The organism is cyanobacterium endosymbiont of Rhopalodia gibberula (genome assembly GCF_003574135.1).
GTDB lineage: Bacteria > Cyanobacteriota > Cyanobacteriia > Cyanobacteriales > Microcystaceae > Rippkaea.
The window spans coordinates 115,101-130,492 of the sequence record NZ_AP018341.1 but is presented as its reverse complement, the minus strand read 5'-3'; the positions used below and the strand labels follow the sequence as shown (position 1 = coordinate 130,492).

Here is a 15,392-nt window from a genome sequence, read left to right as displayed (position 1 = left end):
TCTCCCCGTATTCGAAAATTTCGAAAAGTAGAAGAAAAGATAATTTTTCTTTCTCTAAAACCGAGAAGTTTGCATCCGCTTTTTGAGCCTATAAAGGAACTGATGTTGGACAAGAATCTTCTACAGCAACAGCTTTATCCTGTCGTCTAACTTCTTAAATTTGTTCAAGTAAATCTATTTATTGCACAAGTATCGCTGAGAAAAAGATAAGTTTTGCTTAATCCCATTTTTCTTTAGTTATGTTTTAAATCTTACGTTCACAACGCTTAAATTCTTAGGTTTAGGACAAAATGCTAGCAATGGTAATTAAACTCAATGGTGGCAATGAAACTTTGTGATTGACTAACTCTAAGCTTTTATCATAAGACTAAAAGATTGGAAAAAATACTGGATAAATAGGTAATATTCACATTTAACTACTCTGCGCATATATCAATTGGGTCTAAATACAATAACGATTCTAACAATTTACTGAAGTTGATAATAAAATGGTACAATGGTTAAGTTCAGAAACGACTTAGTCGATTTAAGGTAAAAGTCAATCTTCTACCGGACGGTGATTAAAAACTATCAATAAGTTAAGGAGTCTCAGTAACTAGTATGATCAAACTACGCTTAAAACGGTACGGCAAGAAACGTGAAGTCAGTTATAGAATTGTCGCTATGAATAACAACAGTCGTCGTGATGGTCGTCCCCTAGAAGAATTAGGATTCTACAACCCTAGAACTGACGAAACTCACTTAAATGTTCCAGGGATTGTTAAAAGACTTCAAGAAGGAGCCCAACCTACTGATACCGTTCGTAGTATTCTTCAGAAAGCGCAAGTATTTGAACAAGTCAATGCTCAAACCTAATTCTTGGTCAAATTCATCAAATCTTATCAGCCCAGATTATTTGGGTTTGGTAGAGTTTTTGGTGGAACCGTTGTTAGAATCGCCTGATTCCCTAAGTGTAGATTGTGAACAGGTTAATAAGAATCAACGGGTTTGGATTCGTTTGGCCTTTGAAGATAATGATAAAGGACGAATTTTTGGAAGAAGTGGACGTAATATTCAGGCTATTCGTATGGTCCTACAAGTAGCTGCTACTGCTGCTGGACAATCTTTATACCTTGATATTTATGATATTCCAGGAGAAAATTCTCGTTCTAATTATCGAACGAGTTACAGACCAGAACGTAAATTTATGCGTAAAAAAACCAGGATTCATCGACCTCCTCTGCCAAAACTTTCTGTAAGATCTCATTGGGAACAGTAAGAAAAGTTTGGGAGAATTAAAAACCCTCCTAACACTTCCCAAATGATTACTGAGTATTGTGTTTATGGTTAATTTAGGAGAATCTGACCTACAAAATTATCAAACTATTTGTTATCAACGTCAAGGAGATAAATTATTTTCTCCCGAAGATTGTATTGTAACTATAGAATTTAATCACCCAGAAAATGGTATAGCCTGGGAAATAGTAGCTCGTAGCGGTCAAAGATATTATTATCGAAACAATGGAGAAGGCATTGAACTTTGGAGTCATCTGACGCAACAATGGTTCAAAATAGACCAAGTAAACTGGTTTCCGGGAAAAGAAAAGATATTGTGTTGGGACAACTTCTGTGCAGAATGGAGTGAGTTACCTTTAGCTTAAAAAAGCTTAGACTGTAAGTGAACACTAGCATTGTGCCACGTTACAATTAAAATTTATTCAAAAAAGTTGAGTATACTAAAGCACAGCAGGGACTATTTGTTCCCTTAATGGTTTATATGATTGCTACGCAATCCGGACTTTTGTTGACTTCCATTAGGTTTTAATCTTTATTTTAATAATCTGATTTTCTCTGATCTAAAAACTATTTCCAAGAGCATTTGATTATGCCAAAGAAGATTAATTATCTATACTTTCATGCAACAATAGGGCCAAACTTAAATTAGAGCAGCTTAGTATCATCCCCAAAACTAGTTATGAATATCCAAAGTCTGAACTGCATTGTTAGATCATGCGGCAAGAGATTTTATGGCAACTGTAAAAGCAAAGTTTGAGTTAGCTAATTGTTTACGACAAACTCTCAGACAGACTAATCAATTTTTCCCGATAGACTCCATTTGCCCCAATGATGTCACCATTAATAATATTATGGCCATAGTAGACACAAAAAGTAGGAGATAAAGTTGCGAAAGAATCAGAGATTTAATCCTGGGACTATTTTTTTTCCGTTCAGGGAGAGTAATTTTTAAAAAAGTCACAGTATGTAACTTAATGAAGTTATATTTAGAACTTATTCTTACTCTTATACATTGAGAACTCTAAGAATAACTGGAGATAAAATCATGATCGCTAAGATAAACCAAACCTTTTAAGACTACAAATCGTCGCGGCAGAGATCGTTCCGATTTCTATTGCCCCAAAATTGGATATAGAAGAAGAGATGGAGTCTAATAGTTTGTTTTCAACCTATCATTGAAAATGTAGGAAAGCAAATTTTGCAAGTTACTGTGATTGAAAAAAATGACGATATCGAGTAGGGATGGTTGTATGGTCTTTGCAGAGGCTATCTTTTTTTTATTCATTAAATGACAATAAAAGTTTTAATAACGAATAAATATAAAGTATTTTTTTTTAAACCAGAGATATTATGTAAGATCACCCGAAAATCAGAGGTTAAAAAATGAACATAAGCATTAGTTAAACAGATGATCGATAGTTCTAAAGAGAATGATGTTAACCATATTATTGTCAGTGCTGCAGGATATGTTTCTTCTTCAAAGAAACAGTCGTATTTTAGCAGGTAATCTAGAAGTTTTAAAAAAATCCAGGTATATTCAAAAATTTCTATTTGAAGTGTGGTTAGCTGTTAATTTAACTCCTTTATAGTTGCACACTAATTTGTCATTCATTACATGATTAACAAATTAGTGTGCAACTACGATAATTACTAAAACAAACATCAAAAATAATTTAGAAAAACTTATTAATATAGCTTTGTTTTGTTGCAGTAGAATAGTTTATAATATGTTATAGTTAGAGGTGACTAATAAATTTGGAGAATAGAAAATCAATAATTGATTGAATAAAGGAGTAAAACTAATTGTATCAGCTAACTTTTGGTGCCTTTTATAGATTAAAAATATTTTTAATTACAGGGTAGACAAATCACTTTGATGCACTCAATAGAGTTATTAGGTTTTTAAAAATTAGGAATTACGAAGAATTAAATTGGACTTCTAATTAACAGAAATATATAAAAAAAAGTTGTTACATTACTTTTTAAATAAAAGTTTTCTCTTAATTTTAACTTCTACAAAAAATAAACTTTAATGAATTTAGATTAAAATAGAAAATTGATTATTTTAACATTCTAATTTTATTAACTTTATTAAAAAGAAAACTAATAAAATTAGAATAGCAAAAACTATTGAAATTGACTTAGGATTTCAGGAATTTTTACAGAATAGAAATAGAAGTACTTATGTACTATCTAGATACAAGAAAATAGAAATTTAAATAGATTAAAGCTTAAATAAGCTATCATAAATACAATAAAAAAATAATTTGTCTAAAAAATTATTTAAGAAGCATAGAAATTTTATAGATATTAAAAATATGAAATAAAAAATATTCAAAATACATTAAATAGCTATTAAAAAAATAATAAAAACACTTCTAATAGCTAAGAACTATACAATGGTTTAAAAATTAATATCTAGAAAAATTGGTATTTTTTAAAATAGTCTAAAATTAGAAGTAACAAAATTAAATTTAATGAAATATTCTTTTAAAGAAAATAGGAACTAAAAAAATTAGATTAATTAATATATATATCAAATTAAAAAGCGATGTAAAAATAAAGAGATAAATAAGGTAATTATTATTGACACCAACTCAGTATATGCAAATAGTTTTGTCAAAGTAAAGTTGAAGTAATTAATATGAAAAAGTATATCTATATTTTTTATATACTTAGAGTATAAAATTAAATATAATGTAGAGAAAATAATATCTATAAGAAATCATGAAACTCCTAAAAAATTTTTAAAGATAAATATAACTTAGCCAAAGTCATTAAATATAGAGGTATAAAATGATTTACGTTTTTAACGTTTATTTAAGGCTACATGTTAAGTTCGAAAAAGCCGTTTTTTAGAAAAAACAGCCAATGACAAAGTGTGATACAATAGCTGTCTGAAAAGATTTTGATATAATCAAAATTATCTTGATTTATTTTATAACACTAAAAAATAAAATAGATTTGTCAATATAACTATGACTTTTTCTTCTCTAATTCGTACCCTACAAAAATCACCTCTAACTAAAGAATTATTAGAGAAACTAAAAAAAATAGGTCATTTGGGATTGAAAGGAATTCCTCGACTTCCTAAAGGCTTAATCGTATCAGCATTAGCACAAGCGGAGAATCGGAGTTTATTAGTGGTTTGTGCAACCCTAGAAGAGGCAGGAAGATGGGCAGCTCAATTAGAGATTATGGGCTGGAAAACTGTTGATTTTTATCCAACTTCAGAAGCGTCTCCTTATGAGTCATTTAACGCTGAATCAGAAATGATTTGGGGACAAATGCAGGTTTTATCAAGTATAAATAATTTATTGTCAATAGACAATAAATTAGCCATCGTTACTACAGAAAAAGTTTTACAACCCCACTTACCACCTCCTGATATTTTTTGGTCTTATTGTTTAAATTTACAAACAGGAATAACTCAATCATCTCAAGAAATTAATCAATTATTAACTAAATTAGGTTATGAAAGAGTTTCTTTAGTAGAAAATGAGGGTCAGTGGAGTAGAAGAGGAAATATTGTTGATATTTTTCCAGTTTCCTTAGAATTACCTATTCGATTAGAATGGTTTGGAGATAAATTAGAGAAAATTCGAGAATTAGATCCATCAACTCAACGTTCTTTAGAGAAACTTGATCAAGTTTTTCTAACTCCTACAAGTTTTGATCCTATCATTGCTCACACTCTTAATGAACGACATCAATCTTTAAAGACTTATTTATCTATCGAAGAAATAGAGGCATTAGAGGACAATAATTATCCCGAGGGAATAGGACGTTTTTTAGGAATAGCTTTTGAAAAGCCCGCTTCATTAATAGATTATTTAGACGACAACACCATTTGTATTTTTGATGAATTAGAACAATGTGAGTCCCATAGCAATCGCTGGTTAGAATATATAGAAGATAACTGGCAGGAATTAGGATCACTTTTACCGAAGATTCATCGTTCTTTCAAAACCTCTGTAAATTTAGCCAAAAAACTTCCTATTATTTATCTCTCAGAGTTATCAGAAAGCACGGATAAAACTGCGTTAGATTTATCAAGTCGTCCGATTCCTAGTGTTCCTCATCAGTTTTCTAAACTAGCAGAAATATTACGAGGAAAACGAGAGATTTACAGTGGTATTTCTCTGAATAAATATTCAACTTGGTTGGTTTCTGCTCAACCTTCTAGAACAGTTTCTTTACTAGAAGAACATGACTGTCCAGCTCAGTTTATTCCAAATCCTCGTGATTACCCAGGAGTTGAAAAGTATCATACTCAAGGGGTAGCAGTAGCTTTAAAGTATTCAGGTTTAGCAGAATTAAAAGGGTTTATTCTACCTACTTTTCGGGTTGTCGTTATTACCGATAAGGAGTTTTTTGGACAGCATATTTTAGCTCCAACAGGATATGTTCGAAAACGTCATCGATCTGCCTCTAAACAAATAAACTTGGAGCGACTACTTCCAGGAGATTATGTTGTTCATAAAAGTCATGGAGTTGGCAGATTTCTAAAGCTAGAAAGCTTAGCAACTCGTGAGTATTTAGTTATTCAATATTATGATGGTTTGTTAAGAATACCAGCAGATTCTGTGGATAGTTTATCCCGCTACTGTCAAACCGAAAATAGTCCCCCAGAACTACACAAAATGACAGGAAAAACCTGGGCAAAAACTAAACAGAGAGTTCGTAAAACAATTAGAAAATTAGCAGTTGATTTATTGAATCTCTATGCTAAACGCTCTAAACAATCAGGGTTTATCTACCCTCCTGATACCCCTTGGCAAGAAGAATTAGAGGGTTCTTTTCCCTATCAACCGACACCCGATCAACTGAAAGCAGTTCAAGATGTAAAAGTTGATTTAGAAAGTGATCGCCCTATGGATAGATTAGTTTGTGGAGATGTAGGGTTTGGTAAAACAGAAGTTGCTGTCAGAGCAATTTTTAAAGCCGTTACCGGTGGAAATAAACAGGTTGCATTGCTTGCACCAACTACGATTTTAACGCAACAACATTATCATACTCTTAAAGAAAGATTTGCACCCTATCCAATTAATATTGGACTACTGAATCGTTTCCGTACCACTTCAGAGAAAAAGGATATCGTACAACGGTTAGCCACAGGAGAGTTAGATATCGTTGTAGGAACTCATCAAATCTTAGGAAAAACTGTTAAGTTCAAAAACTTAGGATTGTTAGTTATTGACGAAGAACAACGATTTGGGGTTAATCAAAAAGAAAAAATTAAAGAGTTAAAAACTCAAGTTGATGTTCTTGCCTTAAGTGCTACTCCTATTCCTCGAACCTTATATATGTCCTTGTCGGGTATTCGAGAAATGAGTTTAATAACTACCCCTCCACCCTCTCGTCGTCCCATCAAAACCCACTTATCTAAGTATAATCCCGATGTTATTAGAACTGCTATTCGTAACGAATTAGATCGGGGAGGACAAATCTTCTATGTTGTTCCTAGAGTTGAAGGAATTGAAGAAGTAGCGGAAAAATTGAAACGAATGATTTCCAGTGCAAGAATTATGGTTGCTCATGGACAAATGAATGTTAATGAGTTAGAAATAACTATGTTAGAATTCAACGGTGGGATGGGAGATATTTTGGTTTGTACAACGATTATTGAATCAGGATTGGACATCCCAAGAGTTAATACGATTATTGTTGAAGATTCCCAAAAATTTGGACTATCTCAACTCTATCAGTTGAGAGGAAGAGTCGGACGATCTGGAATACAAGCTCATGCTTGGTTATTATATCCCAGTAAAGGAGAATTAACAGAAACGGCCCGAAAAAGATTGAGGTCCTTGCAAGAATTCAGCCAACTGGGCTCAGGGTATCAATTAGCAACTCGTGACATGGAAATCCGGGGAGTAGGAAACCTATTAGGAGCTGAACAGTCAGGTCAAATGACGGCTATTGGATTTGAACTGTACATGGAAATGTTACAAGAAGCAATTAAAGAGATTCAAGGACAGGAAATACCTCAAGTTGATGAAACCCAAGTTGATTTACAGTTAACTGCTTTTATTCCTACTAGTTATATTGCTGATACCCAACAAAAAATGGATGCTTATCGAGCAGTAGCAACGGCAAATTCTAAAGAAGATTTAGAGCAAATTATGATAGTTTGGACAGACCGCTATGGAGAAATACCCGCCCCTGTGAGACAACTACTTCAGGTAATAGAATTAAAACAAATTGGCAAATCTTTAGGTTTTTCTCGCATTAAGACTGATGGCAAACAACATATCATTTTAGAGACTCCAATGGAAGAACCTGCTTGGAAATTATTACAAGAAAACTTACCTCATTATCTGCAATCGCGGTTTGTTTATAGTCCTAAAAAAGTAACTGTTAGGGGCTTAGGACTATCAAAACCCCAAAAACAATTAGAGAGTTTGATTGAGTGGTTGGGAAAGATGAAAGGAGCGTTAGCCCGAGAGGGAATAGAAATTGCTAATTGATGTCCTCAGGTAAACCTTTTAAAGGCGGTAATTCTTTACTGCGCCACCTATTCATAATGGACCCTAAATAGGGATGAAGGAAAGAGGAAAGAGTTAGACATAAGCCGGGTTCTGTTCCTATAGAATATTGGTCCTATAGGGGGAGTTATCTATCTGGGACACTTGTTACCAAACGCCTCAAGCGGTTCTCCAATAACGGAACGGGGAAAAGACCAACCTTAGTTCCTCCGACCTTGCTTCCTACCGGGGTTTACCGAGCCAGCATCTCACGATGCTGCTGGTGCGCTCTTACCGCACCTTTGCACCCTTACATTTTTTAGATGAAACCCAAAAAATGCGGTATTTTTCTGTGGCACTATCCTCACGCTCACGCGTACTGGGAATTACCCAGCAAGTTTGGTCTTTAGGAAGCCCGGACTTTCCTCGAATTCGCCTCAAGAACGAATCCGCAACTCCCTCGCTAACTCTTTCCTATGTTTAGTGTACTATTTTTTAGTTATAAAGTTTTCGTTGTGAATAAATAGTTAAGTGACTTTGAATAAACGTTAATTATTTTATAGCTCTATCTTTTTAAAAGCAGAGCTAAATTTGTATTGCTCTAATTTAGATTTTTTAGGATAACTTTTTCGAGTAGGATTTTGTTTGACTGCCTTGGCTAAATCATTTTTATCTTCAAATATTTTTCCGGCGATTTCACAAACTTCTGTTCTACACCATTTTCTACAGAGATAATCTTTTTTTCTCACTGTTTTGATATAGCTTTAACTAACATACTTAGTATGAACAGATTTTTTTAAAAAAGAATTAAAGTATTAATTTATTCTTTTTAGTATATGGATGATTATTGTGTTAACTTTTATCTTTTTCTATTTTCAGCATTTTATTTATAGCACACTTTAAAAATTTTTAGATAGTTAATGTTTATTAAACCTTGTTTTGAAAAATTTTTAAAGTTCTTTATTGTTGTTTTCCAAGTTATTTTTATTCAACTTTTAGACAACTAGACAACTAGACAACTACTACAATCTTTTTCTTTTCTAGATTATTTATCTGGTATTTTTTTTATAAAATGATTTCATTATAAAAATAATACCAGATATGCAATTTTATCAACTTTTCATTCTTTTGAACTTGTAATATAGTGTTGTTACTTTTATTTTTGTCGTGAAAAAAATTATGGATTGTTAGTTAACTTCAATATTTTTCTCTCTTCTAATTCTGTTTTATAAATTTTTAGATAAAATACCATCATCTAGCGATTACCCTTTGGCAAACACTTTTATATTTTAAATTTATTTAAATTTATATAACTTAGTATTGTCTAGAAGCATTAAGGAGTCACCAATATTTAGCTAAAAAAATATAGCTGTAATGATTAAATAGACTTTATTGTTTATTTATATCAATTGATTTAATCTTTTTTAAAATTATAAAATGAGTCAAACCATCCCCGCCGCCAAAAGAAAAAGACTAAACTTGTCGCAACAGTTACCATCAAACCTAGACAAGTAATATAACTCCAACGCCAATTAAGTTCTGGCATATATTCAAAGTTCATACCATAAACTCCTGCAATAAAAGTTAGAGGAATAAAAATCGTAGAAATAACTGTTAAAACTTGCATTATTTCGTTCATTCTATTGCTCATCGAGGATAAATAAACATCCATTAAACTTGAGGCAAGTTCCCGATAAGTCTCTACAATATCGAGTAGTTGAATAACGTGATCGTAACAATCGCGGAAATAGATTTTTATCTCTGGTTGAATTAAAGAACTCTCTCCTCTTACTAATAAATCTGTAACATTACGTAAAGGCCAAATAGCTCGCCGCAAGGCTAATAATTCCCGTCGCACAGCATATATTTCTTCTAAATAACTACTTTGAGGTCTTACAACCAGTTGATCTTCTAAAGCTTCTATGCGATCACCATATTTTTCTAAGACAGGAAAATAACTATCTATAATCGAATCTAATAACAAATAAGTCAAATAATCAGGTCCGGTCTGACGAACTTTTCCTTGATTGGTATAAATACGATTACGAACTATATCAAAACAATCTTCAATTTGTGTTTCTTGAAAAGTTAAAAGATAGCCTTGTCCTAAAACAAATCCCACTTGTTCACTTGCAAATCCTTCTTCACTAGGTTTAGAAAATACCATTTGAGCGATAATCATTAATTGCCCATTATAGTCTTCTACTTTGGGGCGTTGGGGAACATTTACTACATCTTCAAGTAGCAGAGGATGAAGTTTAAAAATTTTTCCGACTTGTTTAAGAATTATTTCGCTGCCTAATCCTTGAACATCCATCCAAGAAACTGTATTACTACCTAAATAAGGAATTAGAGCTTTGGGAATGACATCTACCTTGTGAACAGCATGGATTTTGTCATAGTCTATTAAAACAATACGCGATGGTTTGGCATTTGGTTCAATGTTAAGGGTACCTGGTTCACTACCCGGTTTATCATAGAAGTAGTCAAAATAATCTTCCTCTTCTAAATTAAGTTTGTGCAGTAGTTTAGGATCAGAGGGATGAAATTTAGTCATATATAATTTAGTTTAGATTAACTTTCTAGATTTTTTTCACTTAAGAATGACAAGGATAGTGAAATAGTAAATTTTTATTATAAATAATAATAGTTCTCTTAGATTTTATCTAAAAAAACAATAAAAATTTAATTAATCTAAGTCCAGATTATCTCTCATAAAATTACAATATAAAATATTTTTTTTAGAAAAAACTAAAAATTATTTTACTACAGAGAACATATAATAATGGCGATTAAAAATTTTTAATAAATTTTACTTAGTTCATCACTTTATTTTATCACTCAAGTGATTAATATTTACGATGTAAAAGTGGCTAATCCTCATTCTATTAGCGTTGAGTGTAGATTGTTGTTAGCTTAGATACATGCAATCTCATATTTTTGTATCTTTTTTTATGTTATGCTCATGACTTTTTAACATAAGTTATAAGTATAAAGTCTTAATGTAAGAAGATAGCACTTACTTAAATATATTACTACTTCTTATTTAATTGTAAAACTGTACTGATATTCTCGCGTTGTGCTATGGATATTTGAAGTCAAGAATCTATAGTTTTTTAAAAAAATGAAGAAGTAATAGTAGATCTTCTAGCTTGGATTTAAATAAATCAGTATAAATTTGCAGATGCTGTATAAATATCTTATAAAGAAAATACTTCTTAATACTTAAATAGTAGCGTACATATCTTATGTCATGAAACAGATTAATAAGAAGTTAGACTATAAAGGGAAAAAAAGAGCAACAGAAAACTTAAACATAAAGGAACAATAGATAAAAACCTAGCCGATATAAGCCACGGTAAAGATATTTTCTAAAAGAAAAAGTTAAGATAAAGAAAGTTGTAAAAGTATTCCTAGTCTTCGAAAAGATATATCAGATAAAAAAGAAGGTAAAAGATATTTTTAATTCTCAAACAATAAGTAATTATTTTGTCTATAAATCTCTAGAATAGACAGAAATTACTTATTAATTCTTTCCCCAAAGTCGTCATCTAATAGATAGATAAATTATCAATATTGCAAATTATCTCGATAATTAAACTATCTAAAAGATGGTAAAATGGCTCTAAAAGCTATATACTAAAAACAGTTTTTGTTTATATTTAATATTTTAGATATAAAGTTTTATCTTAAAATTACCAAAGTGTTTGATACGTTAGAGTACTTATATCAAAAATTACAATAGCGTTGTCATTATGTTATTTTATTTCCAATAAAAATTTTTAAAAAAAGTTACAATTTTTGTTTAAAAATGAGTGAATATATGTCAATTATAATTAATTTTTATTGGCGATAATATCGGATCTTTAAAAGATTTAACATGTTACATATATAAAAGAATTTCCTAATCTAGTCAATGACAATCATTTTGTGAAGTTTATATTTTTGGCAAGAAAAAATTACATGAATTAGGACGAATTATTTTTATAATTTCTACTTCGATAGAGATTTTTTATCAGTCTTGTAGTAAAGCCTACCGAGTTTTTAAAGACTTAGATTGGATAAGTCCAAAATCTTGTGTAATAGTGTTAATAATTTGAGTCAAATCTAATTATAAACAATTGCAGTAAATTATTGGTTTTTAAATTAACCTCAGAGAATACATTCAACCGTAAAATTGTTTCTAAGCTTATGCAAAAATTTAAGTAATAAATTTTCAATTTTCGGAAAATATAGATAATTACTTATTGTCAACAGAAAATAAAGTAAAAGTTAGTGAAACTGATTAACAGGATTTAACTTCTATAAGTGTTTTTGGATGAAAACAATTAACGATCAACTCAAAAATATTTATTAAACTGAACATTTGATAAATCGAAATATTTGGAACTGTATCTACTAACAATTTTCTCAACTGATTGCCAATAGAAGTCTCTCTTTTAACCTAAAATTAAAAGAGAGTTAAAAGAATAAATTGGCTTTATTTCCTGATGTTTTAAACAACAATTATAGTCTTAAATATTAACGGTTACCACTTGGGAGAATTGTTAACTTCATTATGTTTAAAATGGAGCTTTATTAAAATTAATAGACTGTAGTTGTTGTTTTTCTAGTCAAGAAATTTATTTCATAATCGGTAATAAGATTGTTAATCGATAGTTTTCACTCTTAATTAATTTTTAACTAATAGCCTTTTTATATAATTTTTGAATAGTTTTTAGTATCTTCTCAAAAGAAGATTTATAAGAATCTTGGGACGGATCCAGCAATTGTAATTTAGTTAACAATTGAGCTTCTTGTATCTGTACATCACCATCGCTGTAAATTAAACCACTAATAGATTCAAGTAATTTTTGATAATCTTTAGTAGTAGGATTACCTCCTAAATATTCTTCTAACCATTGGTAACATTGACTTGGTTGAACTGGCTTAAGTTCAGATAAAAGAGCAGCAATTTCTTGATCATCAGCAAGACCCTGAGCAGCTATCATTTTGTTTAAATAATCACGTTCTTCTTTTTGGATTAATCCGTCAATCCAAGCAGCACCAATCAAAATCTTGAGGAGTTGTTTCTTTTTCTGAACACTTTTCATGGTCAATTACAATTGTTTTCAGTTTTTTCTATTCCTATAATGAAGGACTTTGCAAGTACATGCAGGTTCTTCAACCTTTCTTTAACTTCACCAGAAAAAAGCCATCCATTTGATGCTGATGAGGCAAAATTTTTATCCATCCTAATGAGGTTACCCAATTACACAAAGGCGAATGGGGTAATGGTGGTTCAATATACCAAGTCGTATGAGTATCAAGAAACTGTTTGATAATCAATTCATTTTCTAAACAATTAAGGGTACAAGTAGCATAAACTAAAACTCCCCGGGGTTTTACCCAAGTTGCCGTTTTTTCTAATAACTCTTGCTGTAATTTCGATAGTTTTTTGACTTTTTCGGGATTATGTCGCCAACGAATGTCAGGATGTCTATGCAAGGTTCCTAGTCCTGAACAGGGAGCATCTAACAAAACCCGATCAGCCATTGCAGTGAATTGATCGAATTGACGACTATCCCCTGCAACGATCCTAATAGACTTTAGGTGTAATCGTTGGGCATTAGCTTGTAGTTTATTCAATCTTGATGGAGTACGATCACAAGCAAAAATTATCCCTTGATCTTGCATTAATTCAGCGATATGGGTAGTTTTTCCTCCAGGGGCAGCACAGGCATCAATAATTACTTCTGAGGGTTGAGGATCAAGTAAATGGGTTACTAATTGCGCACTGCTGTCTTGTACAGTCCACCATCCTTCTTTAAACCCTGGTAATTCTTTAATAGCTCCAATTTTACCAGTTAATCTTAATCCTTGACAAATATCTTTTAGATTCATCACTTTAATGTCAGCTTGTTTCAAATGCACTTCAACAGTTTCTAAAGTGGTTGTCAAAGGATTGATCCGCAGATCAAGATGAGGAGGTTGATTAAACCATTCACACAGTTGTGCGGTAGTATCTTCCCCGAATTGCTGCAACCAAGGTTCGATGATCTCATTAGGAAAACTATAGAGAACACCTAATTTTTCAACAGGGTGATTAGGTAAGGTCAAAGGATCAATTTTAGTCTCACTCAGACGGATATAGTTACGCAAAATACCATTAACGACCCCTGAAAGGGGTCGTAATTGATTTTCTTTAGCCAGATCAACACTGGTATTAACAGCTGCTGATAAGGGAATATGACTAAGATAGCGCAATTGATAGAGGCCAAGATGTAGTATTAAACGAAGATTTGGAGGTTGTTGATGAGCAAATTTTTTGCCTAGCTGATCTATTAAAGCATCTAAGGTGCGCCGTCGTCGGACAATGCCGTAAACCAATTCTGTGATCAAGGCGCGATCACTTGGATTGAAATTAGTTTGGTTAAAAGCGTGGTCAAGGACAATATCAGTATAAGCTCCTCGTTGTTCAATTTCCTTTAGAATTAATAGGGCTAATTGACGACAATTTGTGCTCCCTTCAGATGAAATTTTCATAGTTTTTACAAAAATATTTTTTTATTTAGTAGACTATCTAAGCTAACATAAACTGACTCAATATTTACTAGTTAACAATTAATTAACTGACAAAATATATCTAAGACTTTAGTATGAAAGAATTTACAAAGCAGTTTTTAGGGATGACAACAAAACAAGTAGAAGTATTATATATAATACTTCTACTTGTTATTTGAGTAGTAAAAGTAATAATATTAATTATCTTTACCATCTTTAAAAGAGGACTCGTATAGTATTTTATAATTAGTATTTTAAATTTTTAAGTTCGATAACAATATTTTTTAAATCTTTAATGAAAATAATTTATGGTATAAAATAATTTGGTAAGTATTAAAACACTATTTTATATTCATAGCATCAAACCTTAAGAGATGCTGCTTCTAGCATAGAATTGCTAACTTACTTTATTTTTTTAATTTTTAATTAAAATTACGTGTTTTTAATATAAATAGATTCAATTAAATATGGATCTTATTAAGGTTCTAAACAATTATCTGCAGAGTCCAGAAAAAATAAACTGTTATAAACACCCTGTTGCACTACATCGATAAAATTATCTCCATTGACAGGCACACTGTAGCTATCAAATGCTACTTTAAAATTTAATTAAGTAGTTTATATCCTAGTCTTATTTGACTATCTAAACTATAGTAAGTAAAAGGTTTTAAAGAAAAATATTATTATTATAACTTCTTGATAATTGTCAACAAAACGCAGTTAAAACTTACTACATCTTTTGTATTGTTAATTATTTCCTTATATATACGCTTTTTTCTTAGAAGAAATTTAATAAATAAAAATTATTTTACACATGAATTATTTAGAATAAATAAAATTATCGATATATACTATACCAACTAAAATTATATCAATAATGAATGAATATATTTTTTAGATAAAAAAGATCCTAAATTTTAACTTGAATGCTCTAATATAGAACGATAATTGGAGTCAAGAGATAATCACATCTGTATTCTATCTCAATTAGAGATAAAATTTTTAGTCTTTGTTGACTTTAACCTGATACAAACCAATAAATATATGACAAAATTAAATCACCATTTCATAACTATGAGTTTGTTTATTCGACTAAATTTATATTAT

9 protein-coding genes and 1 other RNA gene are annotated in these 15,392 nt (G+C 30.9%); 5 read left to right on the top strand and 5 right to left on the bottom strand.

The features are described from left to right. Positions 1-600: 600 nt before the first annotated feature. From rpsP to mfd, 5 genes are all read left to right on the top strand, one after another. Positions 601-855 (top strand): 30S ribosomal protein S16, encoded by a 255-nt coding sequence (gene rpsP, locus RGRSB_RS00420; protein WP_119259346.1) that lies wholly within the window; start codon positions 601-603, stop codon positions 853-855. Further along, entirely contained in the window at positions 842-1,258 is a 417-nt protein-coding gene (locus tag RGRSB_RS00415; RefSeq protein ID WP_119259345.1) for a KH domain-containing protein, read from the top strand. Before rpsP ends, RGRSB_RS00415 begins: the two co-directional genes overlap by 14 nt. Before the next feature lie 64 nt (positions 1,259-1,322). Beyond that, on the top strand, positions 1,323-1,640 hold the full coding sequence (locus tag RGRSB_RS00410) for a hypothetical protein (RefSeq protein ID WP_119259344.1): 318 nt from the start codon (positions 1,323-1,325) through the stop codon (positions 1,638-1,640). Between the two features lie 366 nt (positions 1,641-2,006). Then, a complete protein-coding gene (locus RGRSB_RS09915; RefSeq protein ID WP_172582000.1) occupies positions 2,007-2,159 on the top strand; it encodes a hypothetical protein in 153 nt (50 codons plus the stop codon). Between the two features lie 2,094 nt (positions 2,160-4,253). Then, positions 4,254-7,745, top strand: a complete 3,492-nt coding sequence (gene mfd / locus RGRSB_RS00405) for a transcription-repair coupling factor (protein WP_119259343.1) — start codon at positions 4,254-4,256, stop codon at positions 7,743-7,745. Positions 7,746-7,830: 85 nt separating this feature from the next. Here the strand turns inward: mfd and rnpB are convergent. From rnpB to RGRSB_RS00380, 5 genes are all read right to left on the bottom strand, one after another. Then, positions 7,831-8,213, bottom strand: an RNA gene (gene rnpB / locus RGRSB_RS00400) — RNase P RNA component class A. A gap of 86 nt (positions 8,214-8,299) precedes the next feature. Further along, complete coding sequence (locus tag RGRSB_RS00395; protein WP_119259342.1) at positions 8,300-8,491, bottom strand: hypothetical protein; 192 nt, start codon at positions 8,489-8,491, stop codon at positions 8,300-8,302. 665 nt (positions 8,492-9,156) lie between these two features. Then, positions 9,157-10,299, bottom strand: coding sequence for a magnesium/cobalt transporter CorA (gene corA, locus RGRSB_RS00390; RefSeq protein ID WP_119259341.1), 1,143 nt, complete (start codon positions 10,297-10,299; stop codon positions 9,157-9,159). Between the two features lie 2,122 nt (positions 10,300-12,421). After that, positions 12,422-12,835 carry a tellurite resistance TerB family protein gene (locus RGRSB_RS00385; RefSeq protein ID WP_119259340.1) on the bottom strand — a complete coding sequence of 138 codons (414 nt, stop codon included), beginning with the start codon at positions 12,833-12,835 and terminating at the stop codon, positions 12,422-12,424. A gap of 70 nt (positions 12,836-12,905) precedes the next feature. Beyond that, a complete protein-coding gene (locus RGRSB_RS00380) occupies positions 12,906-14,267 on the bottom strand; it encodes a 16S rRNA (cytosine(967)-C(5))-methyltransferase (RefSeq protein ID WP_119259339.1) in 1,362 nt (453 codons plus the stop codon). Positions 14,268-15,392: the final 1,125 nt, after the last annotated feature.